Source organism: Paracoccus sp. SCN 68-21 (genome assembly GCF_001724535.1).
GTDB classification, from domain to species: Bacteria; Pseudomonadota; Alphaproteobacteria; order Rhodobacterales; family Rhodobacteraceae; genus Paracoccus; species Paracoccus hibiscisoli.
In genome coordinates this window covers 16,604-35,372 of record NZ_MEES01000039.1, presented here as the reverse complement: position 1 = coordinate 35,372, position 18,769 = coordinate 16,604, and the positions used below count along the sequence as shown (strand labels likewise).

The following is an 18,769-nucleotide window of genomic DNA, read 5'->3' as shown; positions in this document are numbered from 1 at the left end:
CTCGGCCCTTGGCAGGGCCGAGATCGAAGCCGTCCGCTGAAGAATGGCGGGAAAGGGGGCAGTCATGCTCGGGGCTGATTTGCGCAACATCGCCGTGCCCATGACCGACATCCTGCCCGTGGCCAAGGGGGAGGTGCACCCCTTCTATGCCTGGGTGCGGCAGGAGACCGGCTTCGTGCCGCAATGGAATTTCAACAAGGTGCTGCTGGACCCGCAGGGGCGCATCGCGGGCACCTGGGGGTCCTTCGTGAAACCCGGCGGGCGTCAGATCATCGGCGCGGCGACGCCCTGGCTCACCTGATCACCAGGGCACCCGCGCGCCCTTCCAGTCCCAAAAGCTGCCGCTATCCTCGGGGGTCAGCCGGTCGATGACCGCCAGCAGCGCCTCGGCGCTATGATCGGGGGTGATGGTCGGATGGCGGCTGGCGTATTTCGCACTCAGCGACGTGGCCACCGTGCCGGGATGCAGGGCCACCAGGATCGACTGGCGGTTCCGGCGGCGGCATTCAATCGACGCCGTGCGGATGATCTGGTTCTGCGCCGCCTTGGCCGCGCGATAGGCGACCCAGCCGCCCAGGTCGTTATCCCCGATCGACCCCACCCGCGCCGACAGCGATGCCAGCACCGCCCGCCGGTCGCGCGCCAGCAGCGGCCCGAAATGGCGGATGACCAGCGCCACGCCCGTGGCGTTCAGCGCGAATTGCGCGGCCATGGCGTCGGCATCCACCGCATCCATGGATTTTTCCGGCTGGCGCCCGTCGATGACCAGCGCGCCGGTGGTGTTCACGATCAGATCAAAGCTGTGCCCCGCCAGCCGTGCGGCGTGGTCCGCGACCGTGTCCCCCTGCGTCAAATCCAGCCCGTCGCGCGACCGCGACAGGCCGGTGACGGCCACGCCCTGCCCCTCCAGCCGGGCGGCCATCGCCGCCCCGATCCCGCCCGAAGCCCCCAGAATCAGCGCCTGCATCACGATTTCATCTCCTCATAGGCGGTCAGAGCCCGCGCCCGACCCTCGGGCAGGGAAATCCGCGGCATGGCGCGCCGGGTCAGATCCAGATCCCAGGATCGCGGGATGGCCGCGCCGAATGCTTGCGCGCCTGCCGCGTCGGGTCGCATCCAACGGTCGCGATAGCGCGATTTGGCGTCGAACTTCTCGGCCTGCGTCTCGGGGTTGAAGATGCGGAAAAAGGGCGAGGCATCCGGCCCGCAGCCCCCCACCCATTGCCAGTTCATCGCGTTCGACGCCGCATCCCAATCCGTCAGGCAGCGCGCGAACCAGTCCAGCCCCACCCGCCAGTCGGTCAGCAGATGTTTCGTCAGATAGCTGCCGGTGATCATCCGCACCCGGTTGTGCATCCGCCCCGTGGCATACAGCTCTCGCATGCCGGCATCGACGATGGGCACGCCGGTGCGGCCGCGCCGCCAGGCCTCGGCGTCGTCATTATCGGCGCGCCAGGGGAAATCGCTCCATTCCTTGCGCCAGGGGGCGCGGCTCAGATCGGGCGATTCGGCCATCAGCTCGTGCGCGAATTCGCGCCAGCACAGTTCCGACAGGAACGGCTCGATGCCGGGAATGCCCTGTTCGAAATCGCCGCGACAGCGCGCCCAGATGCGCCGGGCGCTGATCTCTCCGACCGCCAGCGCGTCCGACAGGCCGGACGTGGCGCGGGGTCGCCACGGCAGGTCGCGATCCGCCTTGTAGCCCGCGACATCGCCGGTCAGGAATTCCTCCAGCCGGTCATGGGCGGCCTCCTCTCCGGCGCGGATATGGGCGGCCATCACGTCCCAGCCGCGATCCATCGCGGCGCGCGCCTCGGGCCAGTCAGGAGCGTCGCTGTCGGGCCAGCGCTCCGGCGCGGACAGGCGCGGCGCGGCCAAGGGGGGTGCGATATCCACCTGCCGCACGGCCTTCCAGAAGGGCGTGAAGACCTTGTAGACGCCCCCCGACCCGGTCCTGACCGACCCGCGCGGCACCAGATCGGCCAGCGGATGCAGGTGCAGCACCGCACCCCCCCGCCGCGCCGCATCGGCCAGCCCGTCATCCGAGGCAAAGGGAAACCCCTCGGTCGCATGCACCTGGGTCGCGCCCGTGTCGCGCGCGACGGCCTCCAGCACGGCGGCAGGCGCGCCCCGCCGCACGATCAGGCGGCTGCCCTGGGCGCGCAGCGCGCGGTCCAGCGGCGCCAGCGCCATCGCCTGACGCTGCGCGCTGGCGGGATGGTCGCGGGCCTCGGCGGGGTCCACGATCACCAGCGGCACGACCGCCCCGGCGGCGGCGGCGGCGACCAGCGCCGGATGGTCGTCCAGCCGCAGAACCCGCCTGAACCAGCAGATGACCGTCATCGCATTCTCCCTCTCTGTCCCGATGATCACGCGCGGGGGCCGAAATGGTTTCATTGCGCCCTGCCCGTCCAAAGGAAACGCGCGGCATTGTCACACCCCGCCCCGGTGGTATAGCTGAAACCCCGCCCGCCCCAGAAGGCCCCCTCCCGTGTCCGACACCGACTTTCCCCCCGGCTTCGTCTCGCTGGTCTCGGCCGGTCCGGGCGACCCCGAGCTGTTGACCCTCAAGGCCGCGCGGCGACTGCGCCATGCCGATGTGGTCCTGTTCGACGACCTGGCCTCCGGGCCGGTGCTGGACCATGCGGGCCCGCAGGCCGACCTGATCGCGGTGGGCAAGCGCGCGGGCCGCCCCTCGGCCAAACAGGACGCGGTGAACGCGCTGATCGTCAGCCATGCGCAGGCCGGCCGCCGCGTGGTGCGCCTGAAATCCGGCGACAGCGGCATCTTTGGCCGCCTGGAGGAGGAGCTGACCGCCCTGACCGCCGCCGGCATCCCCTGGGAGATCGTGCCCGGCGTCACCTCGGCCAGCGCAGCGGCGGCGGCGATGGGCATGCCGCTGACCCGGCGGCTGACGGCGCGGCGGGTGCAGTTCGTGACCGGCGCCGACATCACCGGCCAGCTGCCCGGCGACATCAACTGGGCGGCGCTGGCCGATCCGCTGACCACGACCGTGGTGTTCATGGGCCAGCGCAGCTTTCCGGGCATGGCGAAACTGCTGATCGACCACGGCCTGCCCGCCGATACCCCCGCCCTGCTGGCCGAGGCCGTGGGCCATCCGGGCCAGCGCCTGCTGCCCGGCACCGTCGACAGCCTGGCGCGCCTGCTGGCGCAGCAGGGACCGGCCAGCCAGCCGGGGCTGATCCTCTACGGGCCGCTGGCGCTGCCGCCCGCCTGACCCCGCCCGGATCGGCGCCGGGTTCCCCGCGACCGGGGACATTCGCCTAAAATGCACATCAAGCAAAACTGGCACCCGGCCTCCGGTCGCGGCATCTTAAGACCATCTTAAGACCTGCCCCCCCACGCGCCGCCCCCTCCCCGGCCGCAACCCCAGAAACGCCATGATCGAGTATCGCCACGTGACCACCTTTGGTGTCACGCAACAGCGCTGGCTTGGCCGACTGACCGACCTCGAGATCATCGAGACGGGCGGGCAACTGGTGCTGGTCGCGGCGAACCATGTCGGCGGCGGCATCAGCAGCTATGCGATCAGCGATCCCCTTGCCTCCATCACCCAGCTGCGCACCCGCGCCTGGCTGGACAGCTTCGCCTATCAGGGCCCGCCCCAGATCACCGCGATCACCATCGGCGGCCAGACGCTGATCCATGCGGGGCAGATGGGCGGGGCGGCGAATCTGGCCACATCGCTGCGGCTGGACAATGGCGCGCTGGCCCCCTTCGCCACGCTGTTCGGGACCAGCCTGGGATCGCAGGTGACGGCCCTGGGCCAGATCGACACGGGCGCGGCCCAGGTGGTCTTCTCCGCGCAGGGCGGCGGGCTGACCCTGACCACGCATCGCCTGGGGGCGGACGGGTCGCTGACCCGCGCGGGCCAGGTCACCCTGCCCACACCCGAAGGCACGACCGACGCGTCGCTGGACAAGGTCCTGGCCGTGACCGTGGACGGCCAGCGCCTGCTGGTCGCGATCTCGGGGAACGGCAACTTCATCTCGACCCATCGGATGGATGCGGGGGGCGGGCTGGGGCCGGGCATGGTCCATGTCGCGGCGCGGGGCACGGGCTATGACCTGCCCTCGGACGTCGATGTGGTGCAGTTTGCGGGGCGGACCTTCGTGGTCATGGCGGCGGCGGGGTCCAATTCGCTGACCGTGTTCCGCCTGACCCCGGACGGCCGCCTGACCACCGTCGATCACGTCCTGGACGAGGCCACGACCCGCTTTCAATCCGGCACCGCGCTGGAGACGGTGGTGGTGAACGGCCGCGCCTTCGTCTTTGCGGGCGGGGCCGATGACGGCATCAGCGTCTTCACCCTGCTGCCCGATGGGCGGCTGGTCCACCTGACCAGCATTGCCGACACCGCCTCCATGACCCTGGCCGATGTCAGCGAGATCGAGGCCCGCGTCGTCGGCGGCCGCATCCTGCTGTTCGTCGGCTCCTCGACCGAGACGGGCATCACCCAGCTGGTCTTCGACCCCGGCCCGATCGGGGCGACGGGCTTTGCCGGGGCGGGCGTGGTGCGCGGCGGCGCGGGGGGCGACATGCTGGTCGCCAGCGCCACCACCACCCGGCTGGAGGGCGGCGGCGGCAACGACATCCTGGTCGCGGGCACCGCCCCCGTCACGCTGGTGGGCGGCGCGGGGGCCGACATCTTCATGCCGACCCGGATCAAGGGGCGCATCAGCATCCTGGACTATGAACCGGGCATCGACCGGCTGGACCTGTCGCTGTTGGGCAATGTGCGCAGCATCTGGCAGCTGCAATTCGTGCCCACCGCCAGCGGCATCCTGATCATCAACGGCGACCTGATCATCGACATCACCACCCGCGACGGGCGCGGCCTGACCGCGGCCGATTTCTCAAACGCGATGTTCCCCATCGGCCATTACCTGCCGCCCGAGCTGGACCCGGTGCTGGTGCGCCCCGACGACATCCCCTCGACCGAGGCGCGCTGGATCTTCGGCACCGCCGGGGCGGACCGCCTGACGGGGGGGGCGCGGCCCGAACAGATCATGGCCGGGGCGGGCAACGACACCGTGTCGGGGGCGGGGGGCAACGACACCCTGCGCGGAGAGGCGGGCGACGACGTGCTGCGCGGCGGCGACGGGCATGACCAGCTGTTCGGCGGCCCGGGCCGCGACACGCTGTTCGGCGATGCGGGCAACGACCTGATCTTTGGCGATGACGGCAACGACCTGATCTATGGCGGCACCGGCGACGACACGCTCCATGGCGGCACCGGAGACGACCTGATCTATGGCGGGCCGGGCACTGACCGCATCTTCGGCGATGCGGGCAACGACACGCTGTCGGGTGAGGACGGCAACGACTGGCTGGAGGCGCTGCTGGGCAACAACCGCCTGCTGGGCGGGGCCGGCAACGACACGCTGATCGCGGGGACGGGCGCGGACCTGCTGGATGGCGGCACCGGCGATGACAGCCTGATGGGCGGCGCGGGCCGCGACACGCTGATCGGCGGCGACGGCAATGACCGCCTGTTTGGCGAGGATGGTGACGGCCTGCTGGAGGGCGGGGCGGGCGACGACCACCTGGACGGCTGCACCGGCAACGACCGCCTGATCGGGGGACCGGGCCGCGACACGCTGCTGGGCGGCGACGGCAACGACCTGCTGGAGGGCAATGACGGCGACGACGTGCTGTTCGGCAATGATGGCGACGACACGCTGCAGGGCGGGCTGGGGGCGGACCGGCTCTATGGCGGGGCGGGCACTGACCGGCTGTTCGGCGATCAGGGTGCCGACCTGCTGTCGGGCGGGGCCGGCAATGACATGCTGTGGGGCGGCGGGGACAATGACACGCTGTATGGCGATGACGGCAACGACGTGCTGCACGGCGATGGCGGCGACGACGAGATCTACGGCGGCACGGGCAATGACCGCATCTTCGGCGGACCCGGCAACGACCGCATGTTCGGCGAGGATGGCGACGATTTCATCATGTCCATGGCCGGATGGAACATGATGGACGGCGGCGCGGGCAATGACACGCTGACGGCGGGCGGGGGCAATGACCGGCTGTTCGGCGGAGACGGAAACGACGTCCTGAACGGCGGCGGCGGCAACGACACGCTGGAGGGCGGCAACGGCAATGACCGCCTGTTCGGGGGCGCGGGCCATGACCGGATGTTCGGCGGTGCGGGCAACGATTTCCTCAGCAGCGCCTGGGGCAACAACCTGATGCAGGGCGGCCTGGGCAATGACACGCTGAACGGCGGCGGCGGCAACGACACACTGGATGGCGGGCCGGGCAATGACATCCTGCGCGGCGGCATGGGCCGCGATGTCCTGCGCGGGGGGCCGGGCGACGACCGCCTGTTCGGCAACCAGGGCGACGATACGCTGAACGGCGGCATGGGCAACGACACGCTGGACGGGGGTCTGGGCAACGACCTGCTGATCGGCGGGCCGGGCAATGACCGCATGATCGGGGGGCCGGGCAATGACACGCTGGACGGCAATCAGGGCGCCGATACGCTGGACGGGGGGGCGGGCAACGACCTGCTGCGCGGGGGCATGGGCCCCGACCGGCTGTTCGGCGGCATGGGCGCCGACACACTGGTGGGCGGGCCGGGGGCCGATGTGATGACCGGCGGGCCAGGCCGCGACGTGTTCCGCTTTCTGTCCTTTCAGGACAGCCTGCCGCAGCAATCCGACCTGATCACCGACTTCACCCCCGACGAAGACCGCCTGGACCTGCGCGCCCTGAACCTGTCCTATGTGGGCACGGGTGGGCATTCCGGCCCCCGCTCGGTCCGGTGGGAGCATGTGGACGGCCAGACCCATGTGCTGGTCGATATCAACGGCGACCGACAGGCCGACATGCTGATCCGCCTGCAGGGGCGGCTGTCGCTGGACGGCGACGACTTCCTGCTCTAGCGCGCCAGCCGCGCGACCGCCCAGGATGCCGCCTCGGCCACGACCGGATCGGCGTCGCCCTCCAGGCCCCGCGCCACCGGCGCCAGCCCCGCATCCCCCGAATTGCCGATGGCGTACAGCACGTTGCGCACAAAGCGGTCCCGCCCGATCCGCTTGATCGGACTGCCGGAAAACCGCGCCCGGAACCCCGCATCGTCCAGAACCGCCAGCTCCGCCAAGGGCGGCGCGTCGATGATCCCGCGATAGCGCATCTCGGACCCGGCCTGCGCGAACTTGTTCCACGGACAGACCGCCAGGCAGTCGTCGCAGCCATAGATCCGGTTGCCCATCAGCGCCCGCAGCTCCGGCTCCACCGGCCCCTTATGCTCGATGGTCAGGTATGAAATGCACCGCCGCGCATCCAGCTGATAGGGCGCGGGAAACGCCCCGGTCGGACAGACATCCAGACAGGCGCGGCACGACCCGCAATGGCTGACCTGGGGCGCATCCGGCGGCAACGGCATGGTGGTGAAGATCGCGCCCAGAAAGAACCAGCTGCCCAGATCGCGCGACAGCAGATTGGTGTGCTTGCCCTGCCAGCCCAGCCCGGCGGCCTGCGCCAAGGGCTTTTCCATCACCGGCGCGGTATCGACAAAGACCTTGATCTGATGCCCCGGCTCGGGCGCGGTCTCCAACAGCCAGCGCCCCAGTCGTTTCAGCCGCTTCTTGACCAGGTCGTGATAATCGCGCCCCTGGGCATAGACGCTGACGGCCGCGCGGTCGCGCCGCTCCAGCACCGCCAGCGGATCGCCCTCGGGCGTGTACAGCTCGGCCAGCATCACCACCGACCGCGCCTCGGGCCACAGCGCGGAGGGATCGCCGCGCCACCCCATACGCTCGGCCATCCAGCCCATCTGCCCGTGCCGCCCCCGGCCCACGAAATCCGCCAGCCGCCCGGCCAGCTCCGGCACCCCATCCGGGCGCATCACGCCCATCGCGGCGAACCCCACCGCGCGGGCCTCGGCCTCGGTCTCGGCCTTCTTCTTCACCCAAATATCCCGGGGGGAATCGCCGTCAGGCGATGGGGGGCTGGCCCCCCCGCCCTCAGCCGAAATCAAGCTCGGCATAATGAGCCGCAGGATGAATCCCCGGCACCTGATCAGCCAGAACCGACCGGAAGGCGGGGCGCGACTTGATCGTCGCATACCAGTCGCGCAGGGCCTCGGACCGGTCCCAATCCACGTCGGAAATATAATCCAGACAGGAAAAATGCGCAGCCGCCGTGAAATCCGCCAGGCTCAGCGTGTTGCCCGCCAGCCAGCGCCGCGTCTCCAGCAGCTGGGCCAGATAGTCGATATGCTCCTTGATCGCGCGCAGCCCGTCCTTGACCACCCGGCTGTCGGGATAGCCGGTGCGGGTGATCTTCTTCCAGACGCGCTCGTTCAGGATGGGCTGGGTCACCTCGGTGTGGAACTTGTCGTCGAACCAGGTGCACAGCCGGCGCACCTCATGGCGCTCCAGCGGCGTCTGCGGCATCAGCGCAGGCGCGGGCACCGCCTCGTCCAAATATTCGACGATCGCCTGGCTTTCCGCCAGCAGGTTGCCGCGCCAGCGCAGCACCGGCAGCTTGCCGGCCGGATTGCGCCGCTTCAGATCGGGCGGACCCTCCCAGTACCGCTCCTCGACCAGCTCGACCTCGATCTTCTTCTCGGCCAGAACCAGCCGGACCTTGCGGCAAAAGGGCGACAGGGCGGTGTGATACAGTCGCGTGGTCTGCGTGTTGGTGTTCATGGGACTGCTCGAGACCTTCTTGTTTTTCGCAACCCCGCCTTGATACGCCCCGCCCCCCCGGCTTTCAACCGCCCCGCCCGTCGCGGGCAATCGTCTCGGCCCCGTCCAGGATCGCGCGCGACCGGGCCGACGGCGCGGCCGTCGTGCGCGTGCGCGGGCTGGGCAGAACGGCGGCCAGGCGCGCGGCCTGCACCGGGGTCAGCCGGTCGGGCGTAGTGCCGAAATGCGCCGCCGCCGCCGCATGGACGCCAAAGATGCCGGGCCCGAACTCGGCCACGTTCAGATAGACCTCCAGGATGCGCGCCTTGGACCACAGCGCCTCGATCTGCGGCGTCAGCAGCGTCTCGGCGGCCTTGCGCGGCCAGCTGCGCCTCTGCCACAGAAAGGCGTTCTTGGCGGTCTGCTGGGTGATGGTCGACGCGCCGCGCGACGACCCTGATGCCACCACCTTGCGGATCTCGACCATGTCGAACCCCCAATGGCTGCAGAAATTCGCGTCCTCGGCGGCGACCACGGCGCGGCGCATGACCGGGGCGATCTCCGCCAGCGGCACCCATTCGCGCGGCGCCAGCGCCTGCTGACGCGCGACGCCCACCATCGTCCAGGTCATCGGCGGGTTCACAAAGCCATAGATCGCGACCGATCCCACCATCACCAGAACCGCCCGCAGCACCGCATAGCGCAGCCAGAACAGCGCCATACCGCGCCAGCGTCGCCGCGCCAGCGGCACGGGCGCATCATCGGCGGCGGGACGGAGCGAACGGCGCGTGAACATGGCCGCATGTCTCATGCCCAGGCCGCAGCGGTCAAGCGTCGCGCTTGCCCCGGCGCGCGTCCCGCGCCACTCTGGCCGCATCCCCCATCACCGGACCTGACCATGCGCCCAGCCCTCGCCCTGATCCTGCCTCTGCTGACCGCCATGCCCGCCACGGCCCAGCCCCTGCTCTCCTGGCCCCTTGGCCCCGACATGCAGGCGATCACCGCCACCATGGCCTGCGACAATGGCAGCACGCTGTCGGTCACCTATCTGAACGGCACCCGCGATTCGCTGGCTTTGCTGGACCTGTCCGACGGGCCCACCATCTTCGCCGGCGTCATCGCGGCCTCGGGCGCGCGCTATGCGGCGGGCGCCCGGGAATGGTGGGTCAAGGGCGACAGCGCGACCCTCACGGACAGCATGGCAGAGGACGATCCGATCACCTGCACCATTCAGAACTGACCCCCAAAGCGGGACGCGGCCCCGCAAGGGTGCCGCGCCGCGATCACTCGGCGGGAACCGCGCTCGGGACCTCGACGGCCTCGATCGGGTGGGTCAGGTGCTGCAGCATCTCCTTGGGGCAGACCTGCAGGAAGTTGCCCTTCTCCCGCTCCCAGTTCGACAGGATCTCGTCGGCGCGACGCGACCCGGTCTCCTTGAGGTGCCGTTCGATCAGGCCCTTCAGCTGATCCTCCCAGTGATCCTGGGTGACCGGGCACATCACCAGCGTCTCGGGGTTGATGTAATCGCACGCCAGCCCATCGGGGTCATACAGATAGGCCATCCCCCCGGTCATGCCCGCGCCAAAGTTCGCGCCGATCCGACCCAGAATCACGGCCACGCCGCCGGTCATGTATTCGCAACCGTTCGACCCGCAGCCCTCGATCACCACCGATGCACCGCTGTTGCGAACCGCGAACCGCTCTCCGGCACGGCCCGCCGCGAACAGATAGCCGTTCGTCGCGCCATACAGGACCGTGTTGCCGATGATCGTGTTGTCGGCCGCGACCAGCGGGCTGGCCATCGGCGGACGCACCACGATGGTGCCCCCCGACAGGCCCTTGCCCACGTAATCGTTGGCATCGCCCGACACCTCGATCTTCAGCCCCGGCGCCGCGAAGGCGCCCAACGACTGCCCGGCGCTGCCCGTCAGACGCACCGTCAGGTGGTCGGGCTGCAAGCTGTTGCGCATCCCGAACTTCTGCACGATCAGCGACGACGTGCGCGTGCCGATGGTCCGGTGCGTGTTCCTGACCGCATAGGACAGCTGCATCTTCTCGCCATCCTCAAAGAAGCGCGCGGCGTCCTTGACGATCTCGGCGTCCAGCGTGTCCAGCACAGCGTTGCGCGGCTTGGTGCGGTCATAGACGATCTTGTCCGCGCCATCGACGGTGATCAGCAGCGGGTTCAGGTCCAGATCGTCCAGGTTCGCCGCGCCCCGGCTGACCTGGGTCAGCAGGTCAGCACGCCCGATGATCTCATCGATCGACCGCGCGCCGATGGAGGCCAGAATCTCGCGCACCTCCTGGGCATAGAAGGTGATCAGGTTCACCACCTTGTCCGCCGATCCGGTGAACATGGCGCGCAGCTTTTCGTCCTGGGTGCAGACGCCCACCGGGCAGGTGTTCGACTGGCACTGGCGGACCATGATGCAGCCCATCGCGATCAGGGCGGCGGTGCCGATGCCGTATTCCTCGGCCCCCATCATCGCCGCCATGACGATGTCGCGGCCCGTGCGCAGACCACCATCGGTGCGCAGCGTCACCCGCTCGCGCAGGCGGTTCATGGCCAGAACCTGATGCGCCTCGGTCAGGCCCATCTCCCACGGCAGACCCGCGAACTTGATCGAGGTCGCGGGCGACGCGCCCGTGCCGCCATTGTGCCCCGAAATCAGGATCACGTCGGCCTTGGCCTTGGCCACGCCTGCCGCGATCGTGCCCACGCCGCTGGAGGCCACCAGCTTCACGGTGATCTTGGCGCGCGGGTTGATCTGCTTGAGGTCATAGATCAGCTGCGCCAGATCCTCGATGGAATAGATATCGTGGTGCGGCGGCGGGCTGATCAGCGTCACGCCCGGCGTCGAATGCCGCAGCCGCGCGATCAGCTTGGTGACCTTCATGCCGGGCAGCTGGCCGCCCTCGCCGGGCTTGGCGCCCTGGGCCACCTTGATCTCCAGCTCCTCGCAGGCGTTCAGGTATTCGGCGGTCACGCCGAAGCGGCCCGACGCCACCTGCTTGATCTTGGCGCAGGGGTTGTCGCCATTGGGCAGCGGGTGGCTGTGCGCCGGGTCCTCTCCGCCCTCGCCCGAATCGGATTTCGCGCCGATCCGGTTCATGGCGATGTTCAGCGTCATATGCGCCTCGGGCGACAGCGCCCCAAGCGACATCCCCGGCGTCACGAACCGCTTCCTGATCGAGGTGATCGATTCGACCTCCTCGATGGGCACCGGCTTGCCGAACGGCTTGATGTCCAGCAGGTCGCGAATGTGGATCGGCGGGTTGGCCCGCATCGTGGCGCTGAACTGCTTCCAGATGTCATAGGACGCCTTTTCACAGGCCACCTGCAACAGCTTCATGGTGTTGGCTTCCCAGGCGTGCTTTTCGCCCGTCCGCCGCAGCTTGTAGAAGCCGCCGACCGGCAGCATGTCGACATTGTCGGTGTGGAACGCGACCTGATGCAGCCATTCCAGCTTGGCCTGCAAGCCGTGCAGACCGATGCCGCTGATCCGCGACTGCATGCCGGGGAAATACTCCGCGACCATCGCACGGCTCAGACCCACCGCCTCAAAGTTCAGACCGCCGCGATAGGAGGACAGGACCGAGATCCCCATCTTGGCCATGATCTTCAGCAGGCCCGCATCGATGGCGGTGCGATAGCGGCGCATGTTCTCGACCAGCGTGCCGGTCAGCAGGCCCCGCTCGATCCGGTCATTGATCGAATCCTGCGCCAGATAGGGGTTCACCGTGGTCGCGCCACAGCCGATCAGCACCGCGAAATAATGCGGGTCGATGCATTCCGCCGACCGCACATTGACGCTGCAGAACGTCCGCAGCCCCTTGCGCGCCAGCCAGCTGTGCACCGCGCTGGTCGCCAGGATCATCGGCATCGCCACGCGGCTGGGGCCCTGCGCGTCATCCGACAGGACCAGATGGCCCGCCCCCGACCGCACGGCATCCTCGGCCTCGGCCCGGATGCGCGCCAGCCCCTCGCCCAGGGCGTCCGGCCCGGCATCGTCGGCAAAGGTGCAGTCGATGACCGTCACCGTGTCGCCGAACATCGTCACCATCTTGTCGAATTCGCCATTCGCGATGAAGGGGCTTTCCAGCACCACGATCTCGGTCTGCGCGCTGCTCTCGTCCAGCACGTTCTTCAGGTTCCCGAACCGCGTCTTCAGGCTCATCACCCGCGTCTCGCGCAAGCTGTCGATCGGCGGGTTCGTCACCTGGCTGAAGTTCTGGCGGAAGAAATGGCTCATCGGGCGGTACTGGTTCGACAGGACCGCGGGCGGCGTGTCGTCGCCCATGGACGCGATGGCCTCCTTGGCATCCTCGGCCATGGGGGCCAGGACATGCTCCAGATCCTCATGCGTGAACCCGGCGGCGGTCTGGCGGCGGCGCAGGGCGTCGCCCTGATACCGCACCACCTCGGGCAGGTCGCGCATGATGTCGTTCAGCTCGGTGACCTTCTCGATCCACTCGCCGAAGGGCTGGCTGCCGGCCAGGCGGTCCTTGATCTCGGTGTCGTGGTACAGCTTGCCGTCCCACATATCGACCGCGATCATCTGCCCCGGCCCCAGCGCGCCCTTTTCGCGCACGCCGGTCTCATCGACCGGGACCATCCCCACCTCAGAGCCCGCGATCAACAGGTTGTCGCCCGTCACGACATAGCGCATGGGGCGCAGCCCGTTGCGGTCCAGACCGCCGCAGACCCAGCGCCCGTCGGTCATGGCCAGCGCCGCGGGGCCGTCCCACGGCTCCATCACCGCGTTGCAATAGGCGTACATGTCGGCCCAGGCCTTGGGCATGTCGGTCGTGGCCTTGGACCAGCTTTCCGGCACCAGCATCGTCTTGGTCATCGGCGCAGAACGCCCCGACCGGACCAGAACCTCGAACACCGCATCCAGCGCCGCTGAATCCGACGACCCGGCAGGCACGATCGGCTTGATATCCTCGGCCGCGTCGCCGAACGCAGACGATGCCATGCGGATCTCATGGCTGCGCAGCCAGTTCAGGTTGCCCTTCAGCGTGTTGATCTCGCCGTTATGGGCCAGCATGCGGAAGGGCTGGGCCAGCCACCACTGCGGGAAAGTGTTGGTCGAATACCGCTGGTGATAGATCGCGAATGCGCTCTCGAACCGCTCATCCTTCAGGTCGGGATAGAACTCGGCCACCTGCTCGGCCAGCATCATACCCTTGTAGATGATCGACCGGCAGGACAGCGAACAGAAATACAGCCCCGCGATCTGGGCGGCGATGGCGGCCTTTTCGATCCGGCGGCGAATCACGTACAGCTCGCGCTCGAACCGGACCTGGTCGATGTCCTTCTCGCAGCGGATCAGGATCTGCTCGATCTCGGGGCGGGTGGCATTGGCCTTTTCGCCCAGCACGCCGGTGTTCACCGGCACGTGCCGCCAGCCATAGATATAGTGGCCCATCCGCAGGACCTCGGATTCCACGATGGTCCGGCAGGCCTCCTGGGCGGCAAAGTTGGTGCGTGGCAGGAACACCTGGCCGACCGCGATCAGCTTGCCCTGATCGGGTTCGTGGCCCGTGCGGCGGATCTGGTCATAAAAGAAGGGCACCGGGATCTGGACATGGATGCCCGCGCCGTCGCCGGTCTTGCCATCCGCATCCACCGCGCCGCGATGCCAGATCGCCTTCAGCGCATCGATGCCGTTCTGCACGACCTTGCGGCTGGCCTTGCCGCCCAGATCGACGACAAACCCCACGCCGCAGGACGAATGCTCGTCCTCCTGGCGGTACAGGCTGTTCTTGTCCATCCAGTCGCGGCGGGCTTCCTCGGTGGCTTGCCAATCCATGGTCATGATGCGGCCCTTTCCTGCGGGATCTGCGTCAGCAATTGATCGCAGTCGAATTGTGGGGTTGTGGCTCCGAACCCGGGCTGGCCGGGAAAGAGGAACTGCACGGGGCTGTCGTCGGTCTGCGTCTGCGCGCCGGTCCAGTCGCTGCCCGTCTCGGTGCCGCCGTAAAAGCGGTTGAACCGGCGGCTGATATACTGGCTGCCCTCGCGGGTGATCAGAACCTCGCCATCCGCGCTGCGGGTGGTCAGCTGGAAGGTCGTGCGCTCCAGCGGCTGGCCGTCGATCTCGACTGTCTCTCCGGTCAGGACGTCGTGGCCCTGATGATGCAGGCGCTGGCCGTCATTCGTCTCAGTCCAGAAATCGAAATCGTCGCGCCCGGTCTCCAGCAGACGCGAGAAACTGGCATGGCTCTCGGCCTGCTCGACCAGCCGGTCGATCAGCCCCGAGGCCATGCTCTGGCTCTCGATCCAGCGGGTCTCGGCGTCGATGGTGGACAGGTGATACAGCCCGTCGCGCCCGAAATGCGCGCTGCGCTGATGACCCTCGGGGTCGGCCTCGCAGGTGTAATACTGCCCGACCGAACAGCCGCGGTTCTGCACCGTGACATTCAGCGTGCAGCCCGCGGGCGGCGTGAAACTGGCCGCCCCCGCCTGCCCCGCCGCCAGCATCCCACCGGCCGCGACCAAAAGGGTCAGCATCGCTGCCATGATCCGCGCGCCGTTGCGCGAAGGGTTAACGGCCTGCGCAGGCACCGTGCGTTGTCGGTGTACGCCCTGTGCACGCCCTGTGACTGGGTTGTGCGCCATCGGTGCGGCCTTATTCCGCCGCGACGCGGGCATCGCCCGTCAGATAGGCCGCGATCGATTCCGCCGCCTCGCGCCCGTCGCGGATCGCCCAGACGACCAGGCTGGCACCGCGCACGATGTCGCCCACCGCATAGACCCCGGGAATCGAGGTCATGTGCGTCTGGAAACTGGCCTTGATCGTGCCCCAACGGGTGACCTCCAGCCCGTCCACGCCCCACAGCTTGGGCAGGTCCTCGGGCTCGAATCCCAGCGCCTTGATAACCAGGTCGGCGGGCTCGTCGTAATCGGCCCCGTCGATCAGTTCGGGCGACTGGCGGCCGGTGACGTCGGGCTGGCCCAGGCGCATCTTCTGGATACGCACCGAGGCGATCTGGGGAAGGCCGTCCACGTCACGCTCCTGCGCCTCGGCGGCGACGCCGGTCACATGGCCCGTAAAGGCGCCGGGCGCCGAAAGCCACACGAATTCAACACCTTCCTCCTCGGCATTCTGAACCTCGCGCTGGCTGCCCGGCATGTTGGCCCGGTCGCGGCGATACAGACACTTGACCGATTGCGCGCCCTGCCGGATGGCCGTGCGTACGCAATCCATCGCCGTGTCACCGCCGCCGATGACGACGACGCGCTTGCCCTTGGCGTTCAGCTCTCCGTCCTCGAAATCGGGGACGTCATCGCCGAACTCGACCTTGTTGCTGGCGGTCAGATAGTCGATCGCCCGGACCACGCCGCCATGATCGGCATTGTCGATGTCCAGATCGCGGGTCTTGTAGACGCCCGTGGCGATCAGCACCGCGTCATGCTTGCCGCGGATCGCGTCAAAGCTGATATCCTCGCCCACGTTGCAGTTCAGCACGAACTCGACGCCGCCATCGGCCAGCAGCTGGTTGCGGCGCATGACCACGTCCTTCTCCAGCTTGAAGCCGGGGATACCATAGGTCATCAGCCCGCCCGCGCGGTCATAGCGGTCATAGATGGTGACCTGGAATCCCTGCCGGCGCAGCATGTCCGCCGCCGCCAGGCCCCCCGGCCCCGCGCCGATGATCCCCACCGATTCCGCCCGCTCCTGCGCAGGCTTGGCGGCCTGAACCCAGCCGTTGTCCCAGGCGGTGTCGGTGATGTATTTCTCGATCGCGCCGATGGTGACGGTGCCGTGGCCCGACTGCTCGATCACGCAATTGCCCTCGCACAGGCGGTCCTGGGGGCAGATGCGGCCGCAGATCTCGGGGAAGGTGTTGGTGGCCTGGCTGACGCGATAGGCCTCCTCGAGCCGCCCTTCGGCGGTCAGGCGCAGCCAGTCGGGGATGTTGTTGTGCAGCGGGCAATGCGACTGACAATAGGGCACGCCGCACTGGCTGCAGCGGCTGGACTGTTCGGCGGCCTTCTGGGCGGCAAAGTCGCGATAGATCTCGTGGAAATCCTCGCTGCGGTCCTGGGCCGAGCGTTTCTCGGGCATCTCGCGCGGGGTCGAGACGAATGTCAGCATCTTTTGCGTGGCCATGGCTGCGCCACCTCCCTGAAAGGACTTCCGCAACTGCCATAAAGCAAGGCGTTTCAGATGAAAAGTCAGCAGTGCTGACCTATTACCCGGTTTTTACCGCCAGGCGCGAAAAAGTTGCGCATGGCGGGCCGTTAATGGGTCAGCATAACTTACCCAAATACCGTAAGCCCAACCATGGCAAGGATTCCAACCGTAATCCGCCACCAAGCGAACAGCGCGTATCCGCGCCGCGAGACATAGCCCAACAGCCAGCGGACGACGATCACGCCACTGATCAGCGCGGCCACAAAGCCCACCGCGATGTTGCCCACGGCCGCCGCATCCAGAATATCGCGATTCTGCCACAGGTCATAGACAAACGCGCCCAGCATCGTCGGCATCGCCAGAAAGAACGAGAACTCCGCCGCCGACCGCTTGTCCGCACCCAGCAGCAGCGCGCCCACGATGGTCGCCCCCGAACGCGAGACACCGGGAATCATCGCCAGGCACTGGATGAACCCGATCTTGAGCGCCATGGGCAGGGGGAAATCCTCGGCCCGGTGATACAGCGGCAGGGTGGTGCGCCGATCGACCCACAGCAGCACCAGCCCGCCCAGGATCAGCATGACCGCGATCAGCATCGGCGTCTCGAACAGCACGGTCTTGATGAAGCCATGCGCCATCACGCCGATGACGACCGCGGGCAGAAACGCCACCAACACGGCCGCCACGAAACGGCGCGCGGCCGGGTCGCGCGGGGCATCGGTCAGGATCTGGATGATCCGCCCGGCATAAACGCCCAGAATCGCCAGCAGCGCGCCCAGCTGGATCAGCACCTCGAACGAGCGTCCCGGCGAATCAAAGCCCAGGAAATGCCCCGCCAGCAGGATGTGCCCGGTCGACGAGACCGGGATGAATTCCGTCAGACCCTCGAGAACCCCGAGGATCGCGGCGACGATCGTATTGTGTTCCATCAATGCTCGCGCAGGTTCTTGGCCGAATCCTTGATCGCCTCGTACTGCCCCGAGGGGCGGAAGCGCCAAAGGTAGGAATCGAGGACGGCCCCCGCGGCGGTGGGCTGGATGCCCAGCTCGGCAAAGCCGCGCGCATCGGGCGACACCACATTGTCGGTGCGCAGCAGGGCCAGCTGGTCGCGGCTCAGCGGGCTGGTGAACAGCCCTCCGGTAACGAACTGCACCACGCCCAGGGCCGTCGCCGCCAGCCGCGCGACGGGAAAGGGCAGGCCCACCACCAGCTTGCGCCGACTGACCGAGGTCAGCACCTGGTCGACGATCTGGCGCATGGTCAGCACCTCGGGACCGCCCAACTCGTAGATGCCGGGGGCGGCGGCGCCGGTCGCGCCCAGGACGGCGGCCTGGGCCACATCCTCGACATGGACCGGCTGCATGCGGGTGCGCGCGCCGACGATGGGCATCATCGGACCCATGCGGGTCATCCCGGCAAAGCGGTTGTAGAAATTGTCGTCGGCCCCGAAGATCACGGAAGGCCGCAGCACGACCGCATCGGCGCGCGCGGCCAGGACCGCCGCCTCGCCGCGCGATTTCGACGCGATGTATGTGCTGTCCGAATCGACGTCGATGCCCAGCCCCGAGATATGGACCAGCCGCGCCACCCCCATCTCCGCCGACAGGCGGGCGATGTTCTGGGCCCCGTCCTCGAACACGGCCTTGAAGCTGCTCTTGCCCTGGGGGGTCAGGATGTTCACGCAATTGACGGCGGCATCGGCCCCCGACAGGGCCGCGCGGACCGACATCTCGTCGCGGATGTTGCACAGGACGGGGACCACCTGACCCACCGCGCCATAGGTGCGGGTGAACAGCGCCTCGTCGGGGCGGCGGACGGCGATGCGCACGCGCCAGCCCTCCTTGGCCATCAGCCGGGCCACCTGCCGGCCGACAAAGCCCGATCCGCCAAAGATCGTGACCAGTTTTGCCATGGGCGTCTCGCCTCCATCTGATGTGCCGAATGTCGCGTGATCCTTACCCC

The 18,769-nt window shown here is 68.2% G+C and carries 14 protein-coding genes; 4 read left to right on the top strand and 10 right to left on the bottom strand.

Going from position 1 to position 18,769, the window contains the following annotated elements:
- The first annotated feature begins 64 nt into the window (after positions 1-64).
- The gene (locus tag ABS73_RS11810) at positions 65-301 is read left to right on the top strand and encodes a hypothetical protein (protein WP_286693463.1); all 237 of its coding nucleotides are present in this window, start codon (positions 65-67) and stop codon (positions 299-301) included.
- Here the strand turns inward: ABS73_RS11810 and ABS73_RS11805 are convergent, their stop codons facing one another.
- Together ABS73_RS11805 and ABS73_RS11800 are read right to left on the bottom strand one after the other, a co-directional pair.
- Positions 302-967, bottom strand: coding sequence for an SDR family NAD(P)-dependent oxidoreductase (locus ABS73_RS11805; RefSeq protein WP_338118582.1), 666 nt, complete (start codon positions 965-967; stop codon positions 302-304).
- Positions 967-2,343 (bottom strand): cryptochrome/photolyase family protein, encoded by a 1,377-nt coding sequence (locus ABS73_RS11800; protein ID WP_277018920.1) that lies wholly within the window; start codon positions 2,341-2,343, stop codon positions 967-969. Before ABS73_RS11800 ends, ABS73_RS11805 begins: the two co-directional genes overlap by 1 nt.
- A 148-nt stretch (positions 2,344-2,491) precedes the next feature.
- Between ABS73_RS11800 and cobA the strand changes: the two genes are divergently transcribed.
- Both cobA and ABS73_RS11790 read left to right on the top strand, forming a co-directional pair.
- The gene (cobA, locus tag ABS73_RS11795) at positions 2,492-3,238 is read left to right on the top strand and encodes a uroporphyrinogen-III C-methyltransferase (RefSeq protein ID WP_136857211.1); all 747 of its coding nucleotides are present in this window, start codon (positions 2,492-2,494) and stop codon (positions 3,236-3,238) included.
- Between the two features lie 163 nt (positions 3,239-3,401).
- Entirely contained in the window at positions 3,402-6,914 is a 3,513-nt protein-coding gene (locus ABS73_RS11790; protein WP_286693462.1) for a calcium-binding protein, read from the top strand.
- Here ABS73_RS11790 and queG read toward each other — a convergent pair.
- The 3 genes from queG to mtgA all read right to left on the bottom strand — a co-directional run bounded on the left by queG (position 6,911) and on the right by mtgA (position 9,459).
- The gene (gene queG / locus ABS73_RS11785) at positions 6,911-7,942 is read right to left on the bottom strand and encodes a tRNA epoxyqueuosine(34) reductase QueG (RefSeq protein ID WP_277017978.1); all 1,032 of its coding nucleotides are present in this window, start codon (positions 7,940-7,942) and stop codon (positions 6,911-6,913) included. The two genes, ABS73_RS11790 and queG, sit on opposite strands and share 4 nt — an antisense overlap.
- Positions 7,943-7,997: 55 nt before the next feature.
- Positions 7,998-8,684: an FtsZ-binding protein FzlA gene (gene fzlA, locus ABS73_RS11780; protein ID WP_277018007.1), complete on the bottom strand. Its 687-nt coding sequence runs from the start codon at positions 8,682-8,684 to the stop codon at positions 7,998-8,000.
- Positions 8,685-8,748: 64 nt separating this feature from the next.
- Positions 8,749-9,459 carry a monofunctional biosynthetic peptidoglycan transglycosylase gene (gene mtgA, locus ABS73_RS11775; protein WP_286693461.1) on the bottom strand — a complete coding sequence of 237 codons (711 nt, stop codon included), beginning with the start codon at positions 9,457-9,459 and terminating at the stop codon, positions 8,749-8,751.
- A gap of 102 nt (positions 9,460-9,561) precedes the next feature.
- On the opposite strand from mtgA, the gene ABS73_RS11770 reads away from it, so the two are divergent.
- Positions 9,562-9,903 (top strand): MliC family protein, encoded by a 342-nt coding sequence (locus ABS73_RS11770; RefSeq protein ID WP_277017979.1) that lies wholly within the window; start codon positions 9,562-9,564, stop codon positions 9,901-9,903.
- Between the two features lie 43 nt (positions 9,904-9,946).
- On the opposite strand, the gene gltB is transcribed toward ABS73_RS11770, so the two are convergent.
- The 5 genes from gltB to ABS73_RS11745 form a co-directional block, all read right to left on the bottom strand.
- Entirely contained in the window at positions 9,947-14,485 is a 4,539-nt protein-coding gene (gene gltB, locus ABS73_RS11765) for a glutamate synthase large subunit (RefSeq protein ID WP_423805145.1), read from the bottom strand.
- On the bottom strand, positions 14,482-15,189 hold the full coding sequence (locus ABS73_RS11760) for a hypothetical protein (protein WP_277017981.1): 708 nt from the start codon (positions 15,187-15,189) through the stop codon (positions 14,482-14,484). The genes gltB and ABS73_RS11760 overlap by 4 nt, the downstream gene beginning before the upstream one ends.
- A 109-nt stretch (positions 15,190-15,298) precedes the next feature.
- Positions 15,299-16,783: an NAD(P)-dependent oxidoreductase gene (locus ABS73_RS11755; RefSeq protein WP_277017982.1), complete on the bottom strand. Its 1,485-nt coding sequence runs from the start codon at positions 16,781-16,783 to the stop codon at positions 15,299-15,301.
- A 149-nt stretch (positions 16,784-16,932) separates the two neighbouring features.
- Positions 16,933-17,736: an undecaprenyl-diphosphate phosphatase gene (locus ABS73_RS11750; RefSeq protein WP_136857219.1), complete on the bottom strand. Its 804-nt coding sequence runs from the start codon at positions 17,734-17,736 to the stop codon at positions 16,933-16,935.
- On the bottom strand, positions 17,736-18,719 hold the full coding sequence (locus tag ABS73_RS11745) for a complex I NDUFA9 subunit family protein (protein ID WP_277017985.1): 984 nt from the start codon (positions 18,717-18,719) through the stop codon (positions 17,736-17,738). Before ABS73_RS11745 ends, ABS73_RS11750 begins: the two co-directional genes overlap by 1 nt.
- Between the last annotated feature and the right edge of the window lie 50 nt (positions 18,720-18,769).